The sequence below is a fragment of the Bacillus sp. BPN334 genome, assembly GCF_008368885.1.
Classification (GTDB): domain Bacteria; phylum Bacillota; class Bacilli; order Bacillales; family Bacillaceae_G; genus Bacillus_A; species Bacillus_A wiedmannii.
In genome coordinates this window covers 63,646-86,036 of the sequence record NZ_QOZW01000006.1, presented here as the reverse complement: position 1 = coordinate 86,036, position 22,391 = coordinate 63,646, and the positions used below count along the sequence as shown (strand labels likewise).

The 22,391-nt window shown below is 35.4% G+C and carries 24 protein-coding genes and 2 other annotated features; of the genes, 10 read left to right on the top strand and 14 right to left on the bottom strand.

What is annotated here, in order from left to right:
• Positions 1-116 precede the first annotated feature (116 nt).
• Genes yhbY through DN393_RS07260 form a run of 4 tightly spaced genes read right to left on the bottom strand, consistent with a single transcriptional unit; the run spans position 117 to position 2,896 of the window.
• On the bottom strand, positions 117-419 hold the full coding sequence (yhbY, locus tag DN393_RS07275) for a ribosome assembly RNA-binding protein YhbY (protein WP_000955225.1): 303 nt from the start codon (positions 417-419) through the stop codon (positions 117-119).
• A gap of 5 nt (positions 420-424) precedes the next feature.
• Entirely contained in the window at positions 425-1,258 is an 834-nt protein-coding gene (aroE, locus tag DN393_RS07270) for a shikimate dehydrogenase (protein ID WP_064474756.1), read from the bottom strand.
• Positions 1,259-1,273: 15 nt separating this feature from the next.
• Positions 1,274-2,380 (bottom strand): ribosome biogenesis GTPase YqeH, encoded by a 1,107-nt coding sequence (yqeH, locus tag DN393_RS07265; RefSeq protein ID WP_088048091.1) that lies wholly within the window; start codon positions 2,378-2,380, stop codon positions 1,274-1,276.
• A 3-nt stretch (positions 2,381-2,383) separates the two neighbouring features.
• Entirely contained in the window at positions 2,384-2,896 is a 513-nt protein-coding gene (locus DN393_RS07260) for a YqeG family HAD IIIA-type phosphatase (protein ID WP_000765308.1), read from the bottom strand.
• 247 nt (positions 2,897-3,143) lie between these two features.
• On the opposite strand from DN393_RS07260, the gene sda reads away from it, so the two are divergent.
• A complete protein-coding gene (sda, locus tag DN393_RS07255) occupies positions 3,144-3,299 on the top strand; it encodes a sporulation histidine kinase inhibitor Sda (protein WP_000853283.1) in 156 nt (51 codons plus the stop codon).
• 148 nt (positions 3,300-3,447) lie between these two features.
• Here the strand turns inward: sda and DN393_RS07250 are convergent, their stop codons facing one another.
• Both DN393_RS07250 and sigK read right to left on the bottom strand, forming a co-directional pair.
• On the bottom strand, positions 3,448-4,236 hold the full coding sequence (locus DN393_RS07250; protein WP_064474754.1) for a phosphatidylserine decarboxylase: 789 nt from the start codon (positions 4,234-4,236) through the stop codon (positions 3,448-3,450).
• A gap of 290 nt (positions 4,237-4,526) precedes the next feature.
• Complete coding sequence (gene sigK, locus DN393_RS07245; protein ID WP_000051382.1) at positions 4,527-5,240, bottom strand: RNA polymerase sporulation sigma factor SigK; 714 nt, start codon at positions 5,238-5,240, stop codon at positions 4,527-4,529.
• A 258-nt stretch (positions 5,241-5,498) separates the two neighbouring features.
• Between sigK and DN393_RS07240 the strand changes: the two genes are divergently transcribed.
• Entirely contained in the window at positions 5,499-5,729 is a 231-nt protein-coding gene (locus tag DN393_RS07240; RefSeq protein WP_064474753.1) for a hypothetical protein, read from the top strand.
• 54 nt (positions 5,730-5,783) lie between these two features.
• Here DN393_RS07240 and DN393_RS07235 read toward each other — a convergent pair whose 3' ends face one another.
• Together DN393_RS07235 and rpmG are read right to left on the bottom strand one after the other, a co-directional pair.
• The gene (locus DN393_RS07235) at positions 5,784-7,280 is read right to left on the bottom strand and encodes a YcdB/YcdC domain-containing protein (RefSeq protein ID WP_142289406.1); all 1,497 of its coding nucleotides are present in this window, start codon (positions 7,278-7,280) and stop codon (positions 5,784-5,786) included.
• 87 nt (positions 7,281-7,367) lie between these two features.
• A complete protein-coding gene (gene rpmG, locus DN393_RS07230) occupies positions 7,368-7,517 on the bottom strand; it encodes a 50S ribosomal protein L33 (protein WP_001265617.1) in 150 nt (49 codons plus the stop codon).
• A 334-nt stretch (positions 7,518-7,851) separates the two neighbouring features.
• On the opposite strand from rpmG, the gene DN393_RS07225 reads away from it, so the two are divergent.
• A complete protein-coding gene (locus DN393_RS07225; protein WP_048562265.1) occupies positions 7,852-8,502 on the top strand; it encodes a GTP pyrophosphokinase in 651 nt (216 codons plus the stop codon).
• Positions 8,503-8,572: 70 nt separating this feature from the next.
• Here the strand turns inward: DN393_RS07225 and DN393_RS07220 are convergent, their stop codons facing one another.
• Both DN393_RS07220 and DN393_RS07215 read right to left on the bottom strand, forming a co-directional pair.
• Positions 8,573-9,040: a hypothetical protein gene (locus DN393_RS07220; RefSeq protein WP_088048089.1), complete on the bottom strand. Its 468-nt coding sequence runs from the start codon at positions 9,038-9,040 to the stop codon at positions 8,573-8,575.
• A 54-nt stretch (positions 9,041-9,094) separates the two neighbouring features.
• On the bottom strand, positions 9,095-10,480 hold the full coding sequence (locus DN393_RS07215) for an alkaline phosphatase (RefSeq protein ID WP_064474750.1): 1,386 nt from the start codon (positions 10,478-10,480) through the stop codon (positions 9,095-9,097).
• A 261-nt stretch (positions 10,481-10,741) separates the two neighbouring features.
• Between DN393_RS07215 and DN393_RS07210 the strand changes: the two genes are divergently transcribed.
• Together DN393_RS07210 and DN393_RS07205 are read left to right on the top strand one after the other, a co-directional pair.
• Positions 10,742-11,575, top strand: coding sequence for a GNAT family N-acetyltransferase (locus DN393_RS07210; protein WP_064474749.1), 834 nt, complete (start codon positions 10,742-10,744; stop codon positions 11,573-11,575).
• Positions 11,576-11,590: 15 nt separating this feature from the next.
• Complete coding sequence (locus DN393_RS07205) at positions 11,591-12,469, top strand: alpha/beta fold hydrolase (protein ID WP_064474748.1); 879 nt, start codon at positions 11,591-11,593, stop codon at positions 12,467-12,469.
• Between the two features lie 41 nt (positions 12,470-12,510).
• Here DN393_RS07205 and DN393_RS07200 read toward each other — a convergent pair whose 3' ends face one another.
• The 3 genes from DN393_RS07200 to DN393_RS07190 form a co-directional block, all read right to left on the bottom strand.
• Positions 12,511-13,011 carry a DoxX family protein gene (locus DN393_RS07200; protein WP_088048088.1) on the bottom strand — a complete coding sequence of 167 codons (501 nt, stop codon included), beginning with the start codon at positions 13,009-13,011 and terminating at the stop codon, positions 12,511-12,513.
• Positions 13,012-13,275: 264 nt separating this feature from the next.
• The gene (locus tag DN393_RS07195; protein ID WP_064474746.1) at positions 13,276-13,812 is read right to left on the bottom strand and encodes a hypothetical protein; all 537 of its coding nucleotides are present in this window, start codon (positions 13,810-13,812) and stop codon (positions 13,276-13,278) included.
• Between the two features lie 18 nt (positions 13,813-13,830).
• Positions 13,831-14,433, bottom strand: a complete 603-nt coding sequence (locus DN393_RS07190) for a histidine phosphatase family protein (protein ID WP_088048087.1) — start codon at positions 14,431-14,433, stop codon at positions 13,831-13,833.
• Between the two features lie 170 nt (positions 14,434-14,603).
• On the opposite strand from DN393_RS07190, the gene DN393_RS07185 reads away from it, so the two are divergent.
• Positions 14,604-14,942: a hypothetical protein gene (locus DN393_RS07185; RefSeq protein WP_064474744.1), complete on the top strand. Its 339-nt coding sequence runs from the start codon at positions 14,604-14,606 to the stop codon at positions 14,940-14,942.
• Positions 14,943-15,011: 69 nt separating this feature from the next.
• A complete protein-coding gene (locus tag DN393_RS07180) occupies positions 15,012-15,134 on the top strand; it encodes a DUF4023 domain-containing protein (protein WP_064474743.1) in 123 nt (40 codons plus the stop codon).
• Between the two features lie 42 nt (positions 15,135-15,176).
• On the opposite strand, the gene DN393_RS07175 is transcribed toward DN393_RS07180, so the two are convergent.
• Entirely contained in the window at positions 15,177-16,415 is a 1,239-nt protein-coding gene (locus tag DN393_RS07175) for an eIF2A-related protein (RefSeq protein WP_149173391.1), read from the bottom strand.
• Between the two features lie 307 nt (positions 16,416-16,722).
• Between DN393_RS07175 and DN393_RS07170 the strand changes: the two genes are divergently transcribed.
• The 3 genes from DN393_RS07170 to DN393_RS07160 all read left to right on the top strand — a co-directional run bounded on the left by DN393_RS07170 (position 16,723) and on the right by DN393_RS07160 (position 22,379).
• Complete coding sequence (locus DN393_RS07170; RefSeq protein WP_088048085.1) at positions 16,723-19,470, top strand: S8 family serine peptidase; 2,748 nt, start codon at positions 16,723-16,725, stop codon at positions 19,468-19,470.
• 188 nt (positions 19,471-19,658) lie between these two features.
• Positions 19,659-19,888, top strand: a binding site (T-box leader).
• Between the two features lie 51 nt (positions 19,889-19,939).
• Positions 19,940-20,167: a binding site (T-box leader), on the top strand.
• Positions 20,168-20,329: 162 nt separating this feature from the next.
• Entirely contained in the window at positions 20,330-22,084 is a 1,755-nt protein-coding gene (locus DN393_RS07165) for an aromatic amino acid hydroxylase (protein WP_064474740.1), read from the top strand.
• On the top strand, positions 22,065-22,379 hold the full coding sequence (locus tag DN393_RS07160; protein ID WP_000979547.1) for a 4a-hydroxytetrahydrobiopterin dehydratase: 315 nt from the start codon (positions 22,065-22,067) through the stop codon (positions 22,377-22,379). Before DN393_RS07165 ends, DN393_RS07160 begins: the two co-directional genes overlap by 20 nt.
• Positions 22,380-22,391 lie beyond the last annotated feature (12 nt).

The following is a 22,391-nucleotide window of genomic DNA, read 5'->3' as shown; positions in this document are numbered from 1 at the left end:
TCCTTTTACCTACAGTAACTCTCTTCATTCCTATCCGAAGAGAGTTACCGTTAATAAAAGTTCAATTGGTTTCGCTCTCTACATCATTACGCACTAACGATAAAAAATAGCATATGCTATTCTTTTGATCGCGGAAGTTTAATTTGTTTATTTTCTCTAGATTCTTTGTATAAAACGATTGTACTTCCAATTACTTGAACGATTTCAGCACGTGCGCCTTTTGCAAGTTCTTCTGCAACTTCACGACGATCGAATTCACAGTTTTGTAGCACACTTACTTTAAATAGTTCACGAACTTCTAAAGTATCTGCGATTTGTTTAATCATATTTTCATTTACTCCACCTTTTCCTACTTGAAAAATTGGTGTTAAATGATGTGCTTGTGCACGTAAAAATCTTTTTTGTTTTCCTGTTAACATATATGTTAGCCTCCAAGCTTTCTTATAACTAATTGTTTCATTCTATCGATATTTGGTACACGCCCTGTCCACATTTCAAATGCAAGCGCACCTTGATAAACAAACATATCAATACCATTTTGAATCATTGCACCTTGCTCTTTTGCCTCACATAAAATTTTCGTTTCAAATGGATTATAAATTATATCTGATACAATCGTCCCTTTTTTTAACGAAGAAATTTGTAATGGCGTATGTTCAACGCGTGGATGCATACCTATCGTTGTCGTCTGAATGATAATATCATAATTTCCTTGTTCTTCCGTTGCTTTTTCTAGCGATAAAGCAACAGAATTAACAGTAGCCGTACATGCAGCAATAAGTTCTTTCGCCTTATTTACTGTACGATTAGCTACATCAATCTCTTTCACACCTACATCAGCAAGAGAAAAATAAATAGCTCGACTAGCACCACCTGCGCCAAGCAATAAAATACGTTTCTCCTGAAGTGGTTCACTACTAATTGACTGCAGCGCTCGGACAAAACCAATTCCATCTGTATTGTAGCCAATTAATTTCCCATCATTATGAACCACTGTATTTACTGCACCAATTTGTTTTGCTAGTGGGTCAATCTCATCCAAATAATCCATAATAGCAACTTTGTGCGGAGTTGTTACATTAAATCCTGAAATACCTAATGCTTTTAAACCTCTTACTGCTTCCCCTAGCACTTCCTCTTTAACAAGAAATGCATGATAATGGGCATCCATATTCAAGTGTTCAAATGCATCGTTATGCATAACGGGTGATAATGAATGTCCAATTGGATTTCCGATTACACCATATAATTGTTTCATAAATCCCTCTCCATATTAAATTAAAGATTTACGTAGCGAAACACTTACTCCTTTTGGTACGTGTGCAACAATTTTTGCTCCCGGTTCGTTTACCGTAACCCATCCTAATCCAGAGAATACAACATCCGTTTTTGGTTCACGAATATTAAATTCATATTTCACTAACTCTGGCATATTTTCTAATTCTTCTGGTGTTGGCGGGCTTAGTAAATCCCCAGCATGATTTTTAAACAATTCATCTGCTTTCTCAAGCTTTGTACGATGGATTGTTAAACGATTCGAGAAGTGACAAGTAAATGCACGACGACCACCACTTACATAATCAAAACGTGCCAATCCACTGAAGAATAATGTTTGTTCTTCATTTAATTGGAACACCATTGGCTTAATTTCTTTTGTTGGTGTAATAAGCTTTAAGCTTTCTTTTCCAACATAATGAGCCATTTGATGGTGGTTAATAATACCTGGCGTATCATATAAAGAAGATTCTTCATCTAACGGAATATCAATTAAATCAAGTGTTGTTCCTGGGAAATGAGATGTTGTAATTACATTTTCAGTCTCATCACTAAATTCTTTAATCATACGATTAATAAATGTTGATTTTCCTACATTCGTACATCCAACAACGTAAACATCTTTTCCGCCGCGGTAATACTCAATAGCATCTGCCAGCTCAGCAATCCCTTGTCCCCTTGCTGCACTAATTAAAAAGACATCTTCTGGCTTTAATCCTAGCTGCTTTGCACTATAGCGCATCCAATGCTTTACTTTATCATGTTTTACTGACTTAGGAATTAAATCAGCTTTATTTCCAACAAGTAATACTTTATTATTTCCCACGAAACGATGTAAACCAGGTAACCAGCTACCATTAAAATCAAAAATATCTACAATCTTAACTACTAATGCATCTGATTTTCCAATTCCGTTTAGAATACGTAGGAAGTCATCATCTGTTAATGATACATCTTGAATTTCGTTGTAATGCTTCAAGCGAAAACAGCGTTGACAAATTACTTGTTCTTTCTCTAAAGATGAGGCAGGAGCATATCCTACTTCATTTTTATCTTCTGTTTGAATTTCTACACCGCAACCAATACATTTAATTGTTTCAGTCAAACTTTATTCCTCCCAGTTAATTAAACCTTTTTTCTTCATATTTCTCATAATTCTTCGTTCAATTTTTCGATTAAAGCGCGTTACTAATCCGTCCGTTTGTGCTACCGGTACAACTAAAATCGTATGAAGTCCCACTCGGTTTCCACCTAAAACATCCGTTAATAACTGATCTCCAATTACTACAACTTCATCTGGCTGCAGGTGCATCTCTTGTATCGCACGCTTAAACGCGCGAACAAATGGTTTACGCGCACTATGAATAAATGGAATACCTAATGGATCAGCAAAGTCTTTCACACGTTGCTCATTATTATTTGAAACGACCGTTACTTGAATGCCTTGCTCTTTCATTTTCAAAAACCATTCTTCAAGTTGTGGCGTTGCATTTGGACGATCCCATTCAATTAACGTGTTATCTAAATCAGTAATGACACCTTTAATTCCACGTTTTTTCAAATCTTCTGGTTGAACATGATATACATTTTTCACATATTCATTTGGTAAAAATAGCTTCAATTTCTTTCACCTCTTTGAGGAGTTTTCATAAAAATTTTTCGACAACATATTTCGATATATGACCTGTGGATAAAATTGTACACATTTTCCACATTAATTTATCAGTCAATTTGGAATTTACTAACAATCTATACACATTTTATCCACCTAGGTATGTGGATAACCACTCGTTTGTGACTGTCATATTTTTTTGGTACATTAAATGCAACAACGAATCAATCCTTAAATTATTAGGAGGTGACTCACCTTGAAAACAAAATATATGGAACAGTTATCTACTGAGTTACTCACTGAGTCTTATTATAAAGCAAAAGAACTAAAATTAAATCCCGACTTCATTTTACTTATAAAACAAGAAATGATTAGACGCTCATTAGAGGACAAGCTTGTCAAATCGTCTTGATTACATATAAAGTGAAATTTTAATGAGCTAACTTGTAAAAAGAGCCATCCTGCGATGGCTCTCGAATAAACAAGTACTCCCATCTAGGGAATTTCATCATTAAGCATCTTTGTCCATAACTCTTGCTTACAGTTATAAAATGTTTTCTTTACTTATGAGCCGAACGAGTAGCAATTTTTTCACCAAGACGAATCTCTTGTCCACTCTTCAATTCCTGCACTACTTTTATCATATCTTTTTCAAACAATAACACAACTGTTGAACCAAATGTAAAGTATGCCATTTCTTCACCTTTTTGAACAGTGTCTCTTTCATGCAACAGCTCAATACTATTAACAAACATAGCTCCTACTTTTACAAGTGCCATATGTTCACCGTCACTATTTACTTCTGTAACAGAGCGATAATTTTTTGACAATGGCTCTTTCCCGTATTCCATACCAGCTGCATTTACCGGATATGACTTTCTACCAAGTACAAACCTTTCAGTCACAGAACCAGAAAGCGGACTATGAATACGATGATAATGACTTGGGCTTAAATAAATAACCATGTATGTACCACCTGCATATCGCTTTGCACGTTCTTCATTACCTAGCATATCCACGATTGAATAACGCTTACCTTTAATATCAAATGTTTTTGTGTCCTCAATAGGACCGTAATCAGCAAAAACACCATCAACAGGACTAACGATACTCGATGCATCTGTATCAACACTACGTTTTCCTTCTTTTAGCTTACGCGTAAATAATTCATGCAATGTTCTATATTCCTTCAAACCCTTTTCCATCTCATCTTGGTTAATTTGAAAAACTTTCGCATACGATGGAATAATGATAGAGCTCAAACGAGATTGTGCAAATTTACGCAATATATAAGAAGTAAAACGACCATTTGTAAGTTCGATCATAAGTCGATATAATGTACGTCGCAAATTGCGAAACCTCCTAATCAGTCTATAACTTTAGCTTCCCCTTCTTTTCCTTCTATATCATATGTAAAATTGGTTCTTATTCCCACATATCATATAGAACTGTTTCATTATACATGCGGAAAACTAAGTATGGTATTATTCTTAAATTGTTTAGCACCCTCTAATATTACAGATAGAATCCGTCATTTTCAACAGTGAACATAGATTTCTTCTGAACACAACTCTTTTTCTTTCCTTATTTACAAAAAGAAAAGCAGCCCATTTTAAAATATGGCTGCTTGCAATGTACATTATTCTTTCGCTTTTTTCTCTTTTTCAGCTCTTACAAATTCATGGAACATTTTCATTAAAGCGCGCTTTTCAATTCTTGATACGTAGCTTCTGGAAATACCAAGTGCCTTCGCAATCTCTCGTTGCGTTTTCTCCTTATCAAGCCCCAGTCCAAAACGCTTCACGATTACTTCTTTCTCTCGTTCGTCTAAAATATCGATATACTCTTTAATCTTTTCTAACTCCATACTAAGCTGAATCATATCAATTACATCTTCAGACTCTGATTTTAATATATCGATAAGCGATATTTCATTCCCCTCTTTATCTTGCCCGATCGGATCATGAAGTGAAACGTCTTTTTTCGTTTTTTTCAGTACACGTAAATGCATCAAAATTTCATTTTCAATACAGCGTGCTGCATACGTCGCAAGTTTTGTGCCTTTTCCTGCCGAATAGCTCTCGATCGCTTTAATGAGCCCAATTGTACCAATTGAAATTAAATCTTCTGCATCTTCTCCTGTGTTTTCAAATTTTTTAACGATATGAGCTACAAGCCGTAAATTATGTTCAATTAACAGATTTCTCGCTTGAGCATCACCTTGCTCCATTAACTCTAAGTACTTTCTCTCATCGTCTGATGATAACGGCTGCGGAAACGCATTATTCTTCACATAAGAAACAAAGACAAACACTTCTCGAACCATATATCCAATTGCGGCGAATAGACTCAAACCTTTCACCTCCGCCAAAATAGTGGTCTTTACTATGTGTATGTGGGCGTGAGGTTGTTTGTGTCTGTACGATATCATTCCAACATCTTTTTAAGCATAATTCTTGTCTCACAAAGATTTGCTACGTATACTTAAACAACAGATAGGAGGGTAAAATATGCAACATTTTATTGCCTTCTTGTACCTAAGTAGCTTGTAAGAGATGAACTCCTTGTACGCTCTTGCAAGCTGCTTGTACTACAAGGAGGGATTACAAATATGAAATTTGAAAGAACACGTGCTTATACAAGACATCAACGTCAACGCACAATGCGCCGAAAGATGAATATCGTAAAACATGCCTGGGGATATATCCCTGAAATTTCCGGTATTTTTGCGAAAGGAAAAGTCCACTGTTCTTGCGGAATGTGTACAACAAAGTGGCGAACAGAAGGACCACCCGCTAGTGTACAGAAGTGGTTATACAAAATTGATACATACGAAAAATAATCGTTCTTTCTAACAAAGGTCTTCCCTCGAAGACCTTTTTCCCTATTTAAAGACTTATTTACTCCAAATTTTTTCCCCAGTGTGAGCATCAATATAACGAATTTCTCGACTACAGCCAAAGGATTCTTTATGATTTTCATCTGTCGTTTGTTTATACAACAGTTCGTATTTCATTTCCTCTACATCAACATCTATATGCCATTCTAATTTCACTAGGATGGCCTCTTTGTATATTTGTAACGCTTTTTCTTTTGTTACTTTCGGTATTGTTTCGTATGTAAGCAGTTCTTTTATAAGGTTGCTAGACTCTCCGGAATAATGCACCACAGCCCCATTTTCCGCATTGATATTAACCATAAATTGCTTATACTCTGCCGGAATGCCATTCACATATACAGAAAAGGTAAATCTTTCAATCCCATCTTCTGCTTCTTCACGTTCTTCCCAAAGACGTAGATATTGTGTGACATCTGGAATAACTTGTTCCAAAAATTGAAGTGCTTTTTGTAAACATTCCTCTCTAGACAGTATTTTCTTTACTTCTTTATCGTCTGTCAGTTTTATAAAGCCAATTAATTCATTGGTATATTTATCAACCGTAATTCCAATTAAATTATTATATTTTAACATTGGTAAATGCTTTTTAAAGAATTCATTCATTAAATATGAGTTCTTTTCTTCTTTCTGTTTTTGTAATTCCTCTTTCGGAACAAATTTCGTCCTTATTTCATCATCATTTTCTGTCTCATCTACTTTTGTAAAACTTTCTTTATCCCAGCCAATTAATTCGAATATGTCACCTTGCCGGCTATCTTTTTTTGTTTTTTCAACAGCTACTGTCGGCGGTAATTTATAATGTTCTGGTCCAAATAAATCTTCTCCCGTACTTGCATTAATAGATGCATGACTAGGTTCTGGTTCATATACAAGATGGTACCCTTTTACTTCTTCTCCATTTTCATACTCACATGAAGAGTGTGTTAAATCTACAAATACAAGTCTCATATCTTGTCTAGCTTTCAAATTTTCTAAAACGACGTTCTCCTCAACAATTCCACTTGGCCATAAAGGTTTTTTCTCGATAGCTTTTTGTCCATTATAACGAAAATACATAACATTACCTGAAGGATGAACTCGCACAACACACCCTGTATTCGGCAATGGATAGCCATTTACTTCTTGCATATAATTTAATTCTTTCCGACCGCGCCTGTCGTCCTTAACCGTTACATATGTATAAAATTCATATCCTTCTTTTGTATATTTTTTTAAGAATGCATTTGCAATCTCTCTTGCTTTATTCTCCTCTAGCGCTTCCTTACCACTCGAAAAATATTTTTTATCATCTATACTAAATTCGATTAAATTACCAGTATGTCTATTCAGCGTAATTTGTATCGTTCTCTCCTCATCCTCTTTATGTTCCCACCATAATAGATGATATGGGTCATCCACACCTTCTTGATCATCTACGACAAGCCTAAAATCATCTGGAATATCAATCATATGAGCCACTTGCTCTTTTCTTTCTTTATCTTTTTGATTCATCATACCTCTCCCTCATTGCAATTTAAGGTAATTATAACAAATAAAACCAAATAACTATAAACAAAAAAGACTAGAGATATCTCTAGTCTTCTACTTCGTCTCACGATGTAGCGTTACTCGCTTTAATCGTGGACAATATTTTTTTAGTTCGATGCGCTCTGGATTGTTTCGTTTATTTTTTTTAGAAATATAATTACGATCACCGCACTCTGTACAAGCTAATGTAATATTTACACGCATATGTAATTCTCCTTTCCTTCAAAGATCGCAAACTAAAACGTAATGATTACGATTTATATGTTATATAACTTCATTCTATTTGTCAATTGTAAAAAAAGACAAAAATCTGAAACAATTAGTTCATACGAAATTCACACGAATCTATTACTATAGGAATTGTACATAGTGAACTTATTAACAATCACGTTTATTCATATAGAATCTTACTCGAAAGGAGTTGAAATTATGAAAACTAAATATCGTTTTATGATCTCATCATTTGCTGCTTGCGCTTATATGCTTTGGTATTTAGTATAATAACCTCGCTTGTAAATTGGAAAAGGTGTGTATATAAATGGAATATAATCAATCAACAGTTAACTATTGGAAAGCTTTTGTACTACCATATACATTTGCTTTAGAAGAGTTAAAAACTAAATTTGAAATTATGAACCGGGAAGCCCAATTTTTAGAGGATTACAACCCGTTTGAACATATAAAAACAAGATTAAAACAACCTGAAAGTATTATTAAAAAGCTTGAGCGTAAAAATTTATTACCGACAGTTGAAAATGCCCAAACTCATTTACAAGATATCATCGGCATTCGTATTACATGTTGCTTCGTAGAAGATATTTATCATTTAAAAGAAGTCATTCAAAAGCGTGAAGATATGGAAATCATAGAAGTAAAAGATTATATCGCTAATCCAAAGGGAAACGGGTATAAAAGTTTACACATGATTATTAAATATCCTTTATCACTGAATTCTGGTACAAAAGATGTATTTGCAGAAATCCAGTTACGTACGCTAGCAATGGACTTTTGGGCAAGTTTAGAACATAAACTTTACTATAAATATGAAGGGAAAATACCTGAGTATTTAAAAGATGAACTACATGATGCAGCAATGAAAGCTGAAGATCTTGATAATAAAATGGCAACAATTCGCCAAGATATTGATGAGATCGAAGCATGCTCAAATCAAATTATGTTACCACTATAAAAAAAGGTTCTCGCCAATGAGAACCTTTTTTATTTCGCTATTTACGGGCAGTAAGCTCCCAAGTTTCACGTTATTTTTTTCCTATCGTGCGAACTTCTTCAATTTTCCATCCATCTTCTTCTTTTCCAAGCGCATACTGTACATTTTTCTGAAGAGTGACCTCCCCATCTATTTCCTTTTCCTTTGTTTCAACTAAGACATATCCTGCTTTACTAGCTTTCATGTCTATATGTTCCAATTCAATTTTCTTATTTCCCTTTTGAAAAGCTGCTTCTTTTTGTGTTTTTAAGTCTTCAGCACTAGGCATCTTCTTTGAAAATAATTCCATATGTTCATCCAGATTTTTTTCATTTGTCGTCCGTACAAATTTCTCCATAACATCTTGAATCGATTTCTCTTCTTCTTTCGTTATTTGTACCTTTTCCTCAATTTTTTTAGTAGTAGATTTTTGTTCTATATGATTCTCTTGAGATTGACATCCAGCGAGCAATACTATACCTACTAGCAAAGGTCCGATTCCCATGAAAAAAGATCTCATCTTTCCATCTCCTAAAAAGAAAAGTGAGGCATTTCGCCTCACTTTCATTTATAATTAGCGTCTTCCTTTATTCGGATCGCCACCGCCAACAATATCAAAGACACGTTTAGCGATATTTGTATTCTCTTGAACGCCAGAGAACAAATATTTACCTGGGCCAAATGCATATACGTTTACATCTTCCCCTGTATGTCCACCTGTCGTCCATCCTGTAACCGAACGCTTATTGAAAATATCCTCAATCGCATTATCAATCTTTGTTACATCTTTTGAAGGAGCAATATCATTTACCGCTTTAATTTCTTCTGGTGTTAATTGTAAATCAATATATTTTTTCAATGTCTCTTCTACATTTGCACCTTTTGCAATCTCATTTGCCATGAAGTCTGGTGTGCGTTTTGCAGCTTTAATTGGATCTACTTTAAAGTTATACTCACCATTCGCACCTAAAGATAATCCGCCAGTAGCGTGATCTGCCGTTGCAACGACTAACGTATTTTTATCTTTTTTCGCAAACTCAATCGCTGCTTTAAATGCTTTTTCAAAGTCTTCCATTTCACTCATTGCACCAACGATATCATTATCGTGTCCAGCCCAGTCAATTTGGCTTCCTTCAACCATTAAGAAGAAACCATTTTTATTTTTGTTCAAACGCTCAATTGCTGCATTTGTCATTTCTTCTAATGAAGGCGTCTTCTCATTACGATCAATCATTTTATCTAATCCACCTGGTGCAAATAAACCAAGGATTTGATCATTTTTATCATTTAACAATTGATCTCGATCTGTTACGTAGCTATAACCAGATTTCTTAAACTCTTCTGTAAGATTACGATCTTTTCTAACAAAGTTTTTTACGCCGCCGCCAAGCATAACATCTACTTTATGCTTCCCTTTAATTTTCTCATCAAAATAATCATTTGCAATTGCATCCATATTTTTACGACTAATGTCATGCGCACCGAAAGCAGCTGGTGTTGCATGTGTAATTTCAGAAGTAGCAACAAGTCCCGTTGATTTCCCTTTTTCTTTCGCTTGTTCAAGTACAGTTTTCACTTCTGCTTTATCATTATCAACTGCAATTGCTGCATTATATGTTTTAATTCCTGCTGACATAGCTGTTGCTGCAGATGCAGAGTCTGTAATATTTTCATGTTCATCTTCCGGATATGTCTTTTGCGTTCCTACAAGATGCTTATCAAATTCTGTAGATTCCATCTCAAAAGTTTTTGGATTATCTTTCATATAACGGTGAGCCGTCATATATGAAGGTCCCATACCATCCCCAATTAATACGATGACATTTTTAATCTTTGCATTGCTTCCGTTCTCATCTGCATTAACCTCACTAGAACGAGTAAAATTCCATGTTGCTACCGAAGTAACTGCTAACGACGCCACAACTGCAAATGGCCATGCTTTTTTCACAAACTTTTTCACTGTCTTGTCCCCCTAATTAGGTTATTCATTTCCCACTATCAAATTTAATAGAAGACTATTAAGAGAAAATTAGTTATATGTAAATTTTTTGTTAACTTATGTAAATATCAGTTATAATTTGTATAACTTTGTCCTTTCATAGCAACCTCCTTCCCCTTTACAATCAAAATATAAATAAGTTGGATTTCATTTAAAGTAAATCTCTTATTTAACATTTTCAATCTACTTTTATGAAAATTAATAGAAAAGTGGTGAACATTTATGAAAACAATAAAGCTAGATGAAACTTTTATTTTTGATTTACTCGACCTTTGCAAAACTATTGGATGGTTACAAGATAAAGCATTTATGAAAAAACAATTTGAAATGTATCTTTCTCTCGGCACACTTATCGGTTATATGCATGAAAATAAACTGATTGCAGCTGGAGGAGTATTTCCTTTTAAAGATAGTTTTTCTACTATTGGCATGTTAATCGTTCATCCTAATTTTCAAGGCCGAGGCATCGGGCGTATTTTGCTAAATCGTTGCTTAGAACACACTCTCCCAAAACAACCAATTGCACTTATTGCAACAAAAGCTGGCGAGCCTCTTTATACATCATGCGAATTTCACACAGTAACAACGATTCATCGTTTTGAAAAACAAACTACTAAGACACATATTGCTCATACACAACAAGTAAAAGAAAAAGACCTTTTGTCTCTCACTTCTCTCGATCAAATCGTAACTGGTGTTAATCGCTCTCTACTTTACTCGTTACTATTACCAAGAGCCATACACTCTTTTAAAATTGAGAGAAATAACTGTATAGAAGCTTTTTCCTTATGTATACAAAAAGGTAATATATTATGCGTCACTCCACTTATCGCAAAACAAGAGAAGGATGCTATTCAATTATTCAAGAAGATCTGCGAGTGTTGGAATGGCACAGTAAGGATCGATGTCCCACATTCACAATTTTCATTTCGTAAATTTCTTCAAACAGAAAATTTCCAAGAAACGCTTCTTTCACCTCTTATGATGAAAAATGGTAGCCAACTTCCTGGAAATCGTAATATGCTATTTGCTATGATAGACACAGCGTTATGTTAGAAAGGGGACACCTCATTGAAGCGATTTAGCTATTTTATGGTAGGTTGTCTTACTCTTACACTTTTAGTAGGATGTAGTGCAGCAAAAAAGCCAGTAGAACAAGTAAAACAAGTTAAAAATACACTTACAGCGAAACTAGCTACCGAGGAAAAAATGGTAGAAATAGATGGTCAAACCATTTACTTTAAAAAGATTGGTAATGAAAAACCACCTTTACTTATGATCCATGGATTTGGTGGATCATCAGATGGTTTTCAAAAGATTTACTCAGACTTAGCAAAAGATCATACAATTATTTCTGTAGATGCTTTAGGATTCGGGCGCTCATCTAAGCCAATGGATTTTTACTATTCTTTCCCAACCCATGCAAATTTGTATTATAAACTAATGAAAAAACTAGGTTATGATTCGTTTGCAATACTGGGACACTCAATGGGCGGAGAAATTTCTCTTAATTTAACGTATTTATATCCTGAAGCCGTTACCCACCTTATTTTAACTGATGCTACAGGCGGTCCTCATACATTCGTTAATAAACAAGGCTCACCAAAACCACAGTTATCGACTGATTTAAATACCGTTTCTACTATTGCAGATTATGATGAGGGCAAAGTAAAATCCAAGCGTAATGATGAAGAGCATTACAATAAAATGAAATTATGGCCTAGACGTCTTCAAATCAATGCAAATGAAATTACACAACCAACCTTAATTATATGGGGAAGAAATGATAGTAGCGTTTCTTGGAAAGAAGGAGAAACGTATCATCAATTCTTAAAAAATAGTACTTTCCATATTATCGAAAAAGGTTATCATGCACCATTTCGTCAAGAGCCACAAGAATTTGTAGGGTATGTAAAAGACTTCTTTAAGAACAATAAAGTTGAAAAATAAAATAAGCGGGTATCTCATTTTGAGATACCCGCTTTCATATATTAAGCAGCTTGCTTTTGGCGTTTTTGAGTTTTTGATCCTAATACTTTCGGAATAATGAAACCATCTATTCCAAATTTACCAGCGTTCATACCAGAGACTAGAACAAACATTGATAGGATAACCATTTCAGGGTTTACACCAATTGACCCACTAAACATATAGGAAAAGTTCATTACAAGACCGAAAAAGACCGCTGTTTTTGTTAAACAGCCTACAATTAAACCAATTCCAACTAAAATTTCTCCCCACGTTACAAGTGTATTAAATAGATCAACGTTTGGAATTGCGAAATCTTGTAAAAATGATGCCCACCAAGATTGAACAGCCGGTTGTGCTCCTTTAGATTTTTCAATTGCACCTTGTAAATAACCAGTTGCATCGAATCCTTTTCCTTGTAGTTTACCGATTCCAGCCATTAACCATGTGTAACCAAGATACACTCGAATTATTGCCAACACAAAAGAAACTGCTTTGTTTTCTCTTAAAAATTGAATAACCATATCTTCCTCCTAAAGTTGTAATTAAGTTAGTTACAGATAATATAATAACATTAGTTACTTATTTTTCAAACGTTAATTACGAATAATTTGTGACATGTGTATGAAACATTAAAAACTAACGTTTATATAGTAACTTTTTTTACCTGTAAAAACTTGAACATATCATACCATAGGTGATAATCATTTTCATTGAAGAAAATGTAAAAAAAATGTGAGTTAAATGTGAAACGCCTATATTCGAATATAGAATAAAGGCGTTTTTTACTATTTATATAATTGAAATGTATGTGTCTCCTCATCGATTAATTTCGCCTCTTGAAAAGCATCTTCTAACGTTTTTTCATGGTTAATAAGCCCATAAAATAAGCGTATTGTAAGCATAAGTGCTGCATTCCCATCTACATAATCTATCGATCCAATATACGATTTCGCCCCACTACGTAAGAAAGATTCTGCTAGTTTTCTCTCCCCTAACGTACACCCACTATTTACAATATGTGTATTATGCAATTTTGCATATTTATAAATTTCTGCTGCACCAAAGTATCCCCTCGGTTCATCTTGTTCATATATATCTTCACCTAACTCTTCCATGACAAACTTTCCTTCCTCACCATGAAAGCAAAAAATAACATAATCGATATCGTTATATAAACCCTTTCCAGAAAGAATATTAATGAACTCTCTCGGTCTACCAATCCAGTATGTTACAACTTTTGCCCCAAAATATTCAAGCGATGCTCGGATTGATTGCGCCTCTAAATCCGAATTAAAACCAACTACTAATGCAACATTCAACATACACCCTCCATCCTATCATTAGATCTCATCCATCAAACTTTTAAGGGATAGATCCATTTCATATATACCCGTTTCTTGCAAAAAATCAGATCTAGTTAAAACGACTTTCTGTACATATTGCCTATACGCTGTAATTATCCCGTCGTGAGATACAATGCAAATTCTTTCAGCGCCTAGCTCATAGCACCAAAGAAGAAATTCATCTGCTATTTGCTGAAAACGATTCTCTGAAATAGTATTTATACCTTCCGTCCATAACTGCTTATTTGTACTTTTCTCTATCGAAAAATGTGGAAATAAATCTGCTATCATTCCCTGATCTACTATGTAATCACATGGTAATGTTTTCGCTCCTTCTCGATAAGGAAAAATACGTGGGGATACATATGGGTGGACAATTTTTTGACAAGCTACTTTCGTACTCCATATGTTCGCCGTTTGTAAAGTTCTAAGTGTAGGGCTGGCAATTAATATATCCGTTTCCTGTAATGGTACATCGAATTGAATGCATTTAGCCTGATTCTTTCCCTCATCCGTTAATGGTGGATGCAACACTTGTAAACTTGACGGCAAATCTTTTGTATGTTCTCCTTCACCGTGCCGAACAAAGACGAGTTTCATATCCAGCCTCCTCTCACTATGAAATCCTCTTACACATTTCTTCCCTATCTCATTCTTTATTCCTGCTATATGAAAAACTGGTATGTAAAAAACATTCGACATAATTAATTGGAAAACATTACAATTAGTTGTGTCAAATACTTTTTACAAGAGAGAGGGGAATCACAAATATGAAATGGATTATCGCCTTTATCGGAATGATCATATGGGGATACATAAATGGATTTTTTAATAGTGATAAAACTGCTAATCCTTGGATTACAGATGATGAACGTGAAACAAAAATTAAACAGAAAGCAATTACAGCAAGCTGGTCTGGTGTTTTTATGTTTTGTACCATTAACCTCTTAAACAAATGGTTAGGTGTAGGAACAAGCAATACATCACCTTACTTACCATCTTCTGTCGCAACTATTTTAAAAGAAAATGTAGAGTTACAAATTTTATTTATGCTATTTATTACGTATGGCATATTTTACGTATATTTTCGAAGAAAACTAAGTGCTTAACTTTTATTTCATGATTATCCTCCGAAATGGTTATAGTAATTAGGACGAAATGAAAGGAGCGATATAAAAATGGGTAACTCGAATGACTTTTTAGATACACTACAGGAAAAACAAGCAAAAGATGAACAAAACAGAAAGCGTCAGGGGAACGGAAACCCAGCGAAGAAAAAGCCGAATAAAACTCATAAATAACAATAAAAAAACGTGCCTAAAATTATTTTTTAGGCACGTTTTTTATTCTTCTTTCACCGAGATAACATTTTCCCAGTTCCATTTCTCATAATACCATTCTGGTACATCTATATTTTCAATCCACTTCTTTTCCTGTTTTCCATCACTATTGGCAATCCATACATTGGCTTTCTTACGGTCTGAACGTATCCATATTAATTGATTGCTCTTCCTCATGAAGATCGGATGATAATCACCTTGCTTATGAGCTGGCTTTGTGATTTGATATTGTTCGTCGCTTGTACTATCGATCTCATATAAAGATGGTAGTGGCCTTTTTTCTGGTGGCGTTTCTATCCCTGCCTCTTTTGCTCGTGAAACGATTATTACTTTATCGTTCTTCCATGCAAAATCCCAATCGACATATCCTTTCGGCGTAAATGTGTTCTGCTGAAGTGCAGGCAGTTCTTTTACTTTTAAATGCTTATTCTCTAACGCAACTCTCCCGCTTCCTTCAATATAGGCTAATATATTGTTGGATGGCGCCCATTTGAACCATTGGGTGTTTAATAGCATTTGATCTACCTTTTCAAATCGACTGCCATCTGCTCGAACTAAGCAAAGCGTATTACTATCAGCTGACCATGAAGCTGTCGGTACCGCTAAAAATGAAATCCACCTTTGATCTGGTGACCACTCAAACCCACTTGCAACTAGCGCTAGAAAATCATCATGTTCATTTGGTAATGCATACAAATGCTTCATTTTGTGAGGATTCATATGTGCATCTTTTTGCACTTCATATAGCTGAGCTCCTGTCCAACCTGTTGGAATTAAGTGTGCTTCAGAGGATACAAGAAACTTCTTTCCATCAGGGTACCATGCATAATCACCTACACCAGCCGATACATTTTCAAAATCTGTATTCTTTTTTTTGACATCAAACGTATTTAGTGTATTCATAAATACAAATGCAATTATATTCTCTTTCGGTGACCATTGATAATTCGATACTTCAGATTGCAATGGCCTAACTTTCTTTCCATCTTCCAATCGGTACAATTCCAAGGTGTTTTTCTTGTTTCCTTTAGCATAAGAAATCCATTCTCCATCATGAGACCATTTCGGCCCTGTTATGTACTCGCCTTTTGTTATTTGTTTTTCTTTTCCATCAATTTTAATCCAAAGATCATGATGACGAATAAAAGCAACTTTCACCCCATTATGTTCCGCACTAGTACTAAAAATTGAAGATAAAAAAACAAAAAAAACCACGCTACTACTCACGATAATTTTTTTCATACGTCCCTCCATTTTTCTTATAGCATTCCTCATATTCCGCTTACTATATGCGAACTTCACCCTGCATTAATTGACAGTTACTGCACAATTTTTGTGGATTCATGCTCAGTGGATGATGGGCTTTCCTCGCTGAATATTAGCCATTCGACATAATCCCAAAACATTTCCCAAGAAATTTTTAATTCAAAGAGGATTGGTATGAATTATGTCGAAAGTATAGTTTAGCCAACATTCGGTTTTATATTTCAGAACAAAAATGCAAGATAAATTTTCGGAATATTGACACTTTTTATTAAGGGGAGTTTCAATGAAAAAAACTACGTCTACACTATTAAGTATGGCGCTCGTCTTTTCTAGTTTTGGAGCTTTAAGCGCACGTGCTGAATCGCTGCAAAAGGAGAAGCAATTTAGTCCACAATTAAAAGTGAATATTGAACAATGGGGAGAAAACAAAATCGCGCAAAATGTTGAAACAAAAACATCAAAAGAAATTTCAGTCATTGTAGAATTGCAACATGCTCCGCTCGCTTCACAAAGTAACATTCAGCATGCTCCGGATTTAAAAAACGGCAATGTGCAATCATACCATGCACAACTAAAAAAGGCACAAGAGGATACAACAAAGAAAATTAAAGAAAAAGCACCAAAAGCAAAGATAAAAGAAACGTATAGTACACTATTTTCTGGATTTTCTATTTCTATCCCAGGAGATCAAGTTGCTGCTTTAGCTTCTTTACCCGAAGTAAAAGCTGTTTATCCGAACTTAACATATAAATTGCATGAAACAGCAAAAAGCGCTACTAAAGAAGAAGCGCCAAATATTGGCGGACCGACAATCGGTGCACCTGAAGCTTGGAAACTAAAAGATCCAACTGGCAAACCGCTTGATGGAAAAGGAATGAAAGTCGCTATTATTGATTCAGGTGTAGACTATACACACCCTGACTTACAAGCAAATTATATCGGTGGATATGATACAGTCGATGAGGATAACGATCCGATGGATGGAAATGTCCACGGCACTCATGTAGCTGGAATTATTGCTGGTAACGGAAAAATAAAGGGGATTGCTCCGAACGCTTCTATACTCGCTTACCGTGTCATGAATGATGGTGGTACTGGCACGACCGATGATATTATTCAAGGTATTGAGCGCGCTATTCAAGATGGTGCAGATGTTTTAAATCTATCTCTCGGTCAAGATTTGAATGTCCCTGATCAACCTGTAACAATGACGTTAGAACGCGCAGCAAAACTTGGTGTTACTGCAGTCGTTTCAAATGGAAACGATGGACCAAAGCCTTGGTCTATTGATGCTCCTGGTAATGCTAGTAGTGTCATCTCTGTTGGTGCATCTACTGTTTCTATTCCATTCCCGACATTCCAAGTAGCTGGTTCTAATAAATCTTACCAAGGATTACCGTTATCAAACGCAGATTTCCAAGTAGGAAACGATGCTCAACTTGTCTATGTTGGCTACGGTAATTCGAGCGATTATGCTAAACAAGATGTGAAGGGTAAGTTCGCCCTTGTCTTACAAGGAACTTCAAGCACATTAGTAAAAGCAGAACAAGCGAAACAAGCTGGCGCTATCGGGGTACTACTAATTTCTAATGAAAAAGAAATTAATATTATGCCCGAATATTTTGGACATGAAGATGTAGCTCTTCCGGTTATGCAGCTATCAAATACAAATGGCGAAGAGTTGAAAACTTTAATTACAAAACGAAAGAAAAATATAAAGATTGGACAACCAAACAAAACCGAACTGATTGGTAACTTCAGCTCAAGAGGACCATCACAAGGAAGTTGGCTTATAAAACCTGATGTTATTGCACCTGGAGTAAAGATTACAAGCACAGTGCCACGAGGTGGCTATGAATCTCACAACGGAACAAGTATGGCTGCTCCGCAAGTAGCGGGAGCCGTTGCCTTACTGCGTCAAATGCATCCTGATTGGACGACAGAACAATTGAAATCTGCTCTTGCCAACACTGCAAAAACATTAAAGGATGTCAATGAAAATACATATCCTATCATGGCACAAGGATCAGGTTTAATTAACATTCCAAAAGCAGCCCAAACAGATGCATTAGTGAAACCGAACAATGTAAGTTTCGGTCTTATTAAGCCAAATAGTAGCAAAGTGAAACTAACACAAAATATTACGTTACAAAATCTTTCTAACAAAAAGAAAAACTTTTCAACTCGTATTGAATTACTAGATACAAAAACAAAAATCCAGACTTCTTTCCCTTCTTCAATTAGTTTAAAACCAAATAGTAACATCGAAAAGCCTTTTACTATTACTGTGGACAGCTCCTTACCACAAGGTGTATATACAGGAAATCTGTATGTAAAAGAACAAGGTAAAACTGAAGAAATGCGTATCCCATTTACATTTAGTATTGATCCGAAAGAATACAAGCGTATCGATGGCGTTGAAATCGTTAATTCTACTTTCAGTCCAAATAATGACAACATACTAGATGACAACCTAATCAATTACTATTTAGTTACACCTGTTGAGGATATAGCGTTTCATGCTAATTTAATTACGAAAGACCGTGTGACATATCAAGGCATGGTATACCAAGGCAAAAACGAAACACCTGGTTATAAATCTTTCAAATGGAATGGTACAAGAAAGGACGGATCTCCATTGCCTGATGGCTTATATCAAATCGAAGCTGTTGCTTCTAACTCTGGTGGAGAAACAAAACAAACAGGAGCTGTATTTATCGATCGAACAGCACCTAAGTTAACACACGAAATTGATCAAGAAAATCTCATAATTAGAGGGAAAGTTGATGATATTCTACTAGATTGGATGACAGAATCTGGTTGGATTGCACCTGGTATTCCAGTAAGAATGCAATATGAAATTAACGGAAATGGTGTATGGGAGAGTGCATTCCTAAACACTTGGGAGAAAAACTACGAAATTTATTTCGATCGTAATCAATTACAAGAAGGAAAGAATACCATTCATATCGTTGCAACCGATGCAGCTGGAAATACGACTAATTTAAATATTGATTTAGAAGTGAAATAAAGTGAAACTTTAATCAGCACTCACCAATCGGACGTTTACGGGCAGTAAGGCTTCCATCTAACTTCTTTGCTCCGGCCAAATTTTGAGGTAGGAATTTTACTGCCCACAAATAGCGGGATAAAATTATTGTTGACAATCTTTTAAAAATAGTTTTATAATACGAAACATAGTTTAGTTGAACGAATTATATATCGGCTTTGAAGGAATACTAGTAGCGACTTATATCCCTGTCTCAGAGAACTGATGATTGGTGCGAATCAGTACATATACAAGCGTGAATTACAATTCTGGAGCTTCTTTCCCGTAGTGCACATAATGCATGAAGAGAAAGACGGATCTTTCCGTTATCTTAAAGTGAGTGGTAAACAATTTTTCTGTTTACAATTAGGGTGGTACCGCGATTTTTATCGTCCCTATCGGATTTTCCGATAGGGGCTTTTTTGCGTCCTTCCCTTTTGCACAATTTCATATATACGCGTTGAAAGAATCGCAGTAATATCTTATATCCCTGTTACAGAGAGCTAATGGTCGGTGGAAATTAGCACATATATAAGTATGAATTACAATTCTGGAGCTTCTTTTTCGTAGTGCTTGTACGCATGAAGGAAAAGACGGAGTTTTTCCGTTATCATTAATTGAGATGTAAGTATGTTTTCACTTACAAATAGGGTGGTACCGCGATTCTTTCGCCCCTATCGGATTTTCCGATAGGGGCTTTTTCTATTTCTCACAGAAACAAATGTTAAATAATTCCGAATCTTATGATAAAATTTTATAAGCGCTTACAATTTTGAAAGGTGGTGGTTCCAGCTATACCCAACCAATATTCAATTTTATAAAAAACAAGGAGGATGTCTAAATGACAAAGAAAACAGAAATTCCATCGCATTTAAAACCATTCGTATCCACGCAGCATTATGATCAATATACACCGGTGAATCACGCTGTTTGGCGTTACATTATGAGACAAAATCATAGTTTCTTAAAAGACGTTGCTCATCCAGCCTATGTGAACGGACTACAATCATCTGGTATAAATATAGATGCAATTCCAAAGGTAGAAGAAATGAATGACTGTTTAGCACCAAGCGGATGGGGAGCTGTAACAATTGATGGACTTATTCCTGGCGTTGCATTCTTTGATTTCCAAGGACACGGCTTACTACCAATCGCAACAGATATTCGGAAAGTAGAAAATATCGAGTACACACCAGCTCCAGATATCGTACACGAAGCAGCAGGACACGCACCTATTTTACTGGATCCTACATATGCGAAGTATGTGAAACGCTTTGGACAAATTGGTGCGAAAGCTTTCTCTACAAAAGAAGAACATGATGCTTTTGAAGCTGTTCGTACATTAACAATCGTAAAAGAAAGCCCTACTTCTACTCCTGACGAAGTTGCCGCTGCTGAAAATACTGTAATTGAAAAACAAAAGTTAGTTTCTGGTTTATCAGAAGCTGAACAAATTTCACGTCTTTTCTGGTGGACAGTAGAATATGGATTAATCGGAAATATAGATGCTCCAAAAATATATGGTGCTGGTCTCCTTTCTTCTGTTGGCGAAAGCAAACATTGCTTAACAGACGCTGTAGAAAAGGTTCCATTCTCTATCGAGGCATGTACAGGTACAACTTATGACGTAACAAAAATGCAACCACAACTATTTGTTTGTGAATCATTTGAAGAGCTGACTGAAGCACTTGAGACATTTGCTGAAACGATGGCCTTTAAAACAGGTGGAAAGGAAGGTTTAGAAAAAGCGATTCGCTCTGAAAACTATGCAACCGCTGAACTAACTAGTGGATTACAGATTACAGGTACATTCAGCGAGACAATTGAAAACGATGCAGGTAAAGTGATTTACATGCGAACAAATTCGCCAACTGCATTAGCAATTCATAATAAACAACTAGCGAATCATTCTACATCTGTACACAGTGACGGCTTTGGAACACCAATTGGATTACTCACTGAAAATATTGCATTAGAAAATTGTACAGATGAACAACTACAATCATTAGGAATTACAATTGGAAACATTGCTGAATTTACTTTTGCAAGTGGTATTCATGTAAAAGGAAAAGTAACAGATATTATAAAAAATGATAAGAAAATTGCTCTTATTTCCTTTATCGATTGCACTGTTACTTATAACGCCCGCGTATTATTTGATGCTTCATGGGGCGCATTTGATATGGCTGTTGGCTCACAAATCATTTCAGTATTCCCAGGAGCAGCAGATGCAGCATCATTTTTCCCAATTGATGAGGAAATAGAGGAAACTCCAGCACCTCTTGCATTAACTGAGCTGGATCGTATGTATCAAACAGTTCGTGATATTCGAGGTGGAGGTATTTTACACGACGCACATGTCGATCAATTAGTAGCAATTCAAGAGGTATTAAATAAATTTTATCCGAAAGAATGGCTGCTTCGCCTTGAAATATTAGAATTACTTTTAGAGCATAACAAAGGGCACGAAACATCAGCAGCATTATTACAAAAACTTTCTACTTTCACAACTGACGAAGCTGTAACACGCCTTATTAACAATGGTCTTGCACTACTGCATGTAAAGGATGTGAAAAATGATGCTGCGATTAACTGAAGAAGAAGTTCAAGGGGAATTATTCAAGGTGGATAAATGGATAGTAAAAGATGAAAAATGGATTGAACGAAAATATATGTTTTCCGACTACTTAAAAGGAGTCGAATTTGTCTCTGAAGCCGCCAAACTATCAGAAGAACGTAATCACCATCCATTTATCCTTATCCAGTATAAAGCAGTCATTATTACTTTGTCATCTTGGAATGCAAAAGGTTTAACGAAACTAGATTTTGAGCTTGCAAAGCAGTTTGATGAACTATTTTTACAAAACGAAAAAGCAATTATAAGAAAGTAAAAAAAGAGAAGC

What these genes read in the sequence shown, in the direction of transcription:
- yhbY (WP_000955225.1), bottom strand. Translation starts at nt 419, where the DNA reads ATGTTAACAGGAAAACAAAAAAGATTTTTACGTGCACAAGCACATCAT.
- aroE (WP_064474756.1), bottom strand. Translation starts at nt 1,258, where the DNA reads ATGAAACAATTATATGGTGTAATCGGAAATCCAATTGGACATTCATTA.
- DN393_RS07240 (WP_064474753.1), top strand. Translation starts at nt 5,499, where the DNA reads ATGAAATTTGAAAGAACACGTGCTTATACAAGACATCAACGTCAACGC.
- DN393_RS07235 (WP_142289406.1), bottom strand. Translation starts at nt 7,280, where the DNA reads ATGATGAATCAAAAAGATAAAGAAAGAAAAGAGCAAGTGGCTCATATG.
- rpmG (WP_001265617.1), bottom strand. Translation starts at nt 7,517, where the DNA reads ATGCGTGTAAATATTACATTAGCTTGTACAGAGTGCGGTGATCGTAAT.
- DN393_RS07225 (WP_048562265.1), top strand. Translation starts at nt 7,852, where the DNA reads ATGGAATATAATCAATCAACAGTTAACTATTGGAAAGCTTTTGTACTA.
- DN393_RS07220 (WP_088048089.1), bottom strand. Translation starts at nt 9,040, where the DNA reads ATGAGATCTTTTTTCATGGGAATCGGACCTTTGCTAGTAGGTATAGTA.
- DN393_RS07210 (WP_064474749.1), top strand. Translation starts at nt 10,742, where the DNA reads ATGAAAACAATAAAGCTAGATGAAACTTTTATTTTTGATTTACTCGAC.
- DN393_RS07200 (WP_088048088.1), bottom strand. Translation starts at nt 13,011, where the DNA reads ATGGTTATTCAATTTTTAAGAGAAAACAAAGCAGTTTCTTTTGTGTTG.
- DN393_RS07195 (WP_064474746.1), bottom strand. Translation starts at nt 13,812, where the DNA reads ATGTTGAATGTTGCATTAGTAGTTGGTTTTAATTCGGATTTAGAGGCG.
- DN393_RS07190 (WP_088048087.1), bottom strand. Translation starts at nt 14,433, where the DNA reads ATGAAACTCGTCTTTGTTCGGCACGGTGAAGGAGAACATACAAAAGAT.
- DN393_RS07185 (WP_064474744.1), top strand. Translation starts at nt 14,604, where the DNA reads ATGAAATGGATTATCGCCTTTATCGGAATGATCATATGGGGATACATA.
- DN393_RS07180 (WP_064474743.1), top strand. Translation starts at nt 15,012, where the DNA reads ATGGGTAACTCGAATGACTTTTTAGATACACTACAGGAAAAACAAGCA.
- DN393_RS07175 (WP_149173391.1), bottom strand. Translation starts at nt 16,415, where the DNA reads ATGAAAAAAATTATCGTGAGTAGTAGCGTGGTTTTTTTTGTTTTTTTA.
- DN393_RS07170 (WP_088048085.1), top strand. Translation starts at nt 16,723, where the DNA reads ATGAAAAAAACTACGTCTACACTATTAAGTATGGCGCTCGTCTTTTCT.
- DN393_RS07165 (WP_064474740.1), top strand. Translation starts at nt 20,330, where the DNA reads ATGACAAAGAAAACAGAAATTCCATCGCATTTAAAACCATTCGTATCC.
- DN393_RS07160 (WP_000979547.1), top strand. Translation starts at nt 22,065, where the DNA reads ATGATGCTGCGATTAACTGAAGAAGAAGTTCAAGGGGAATTATTCAAG.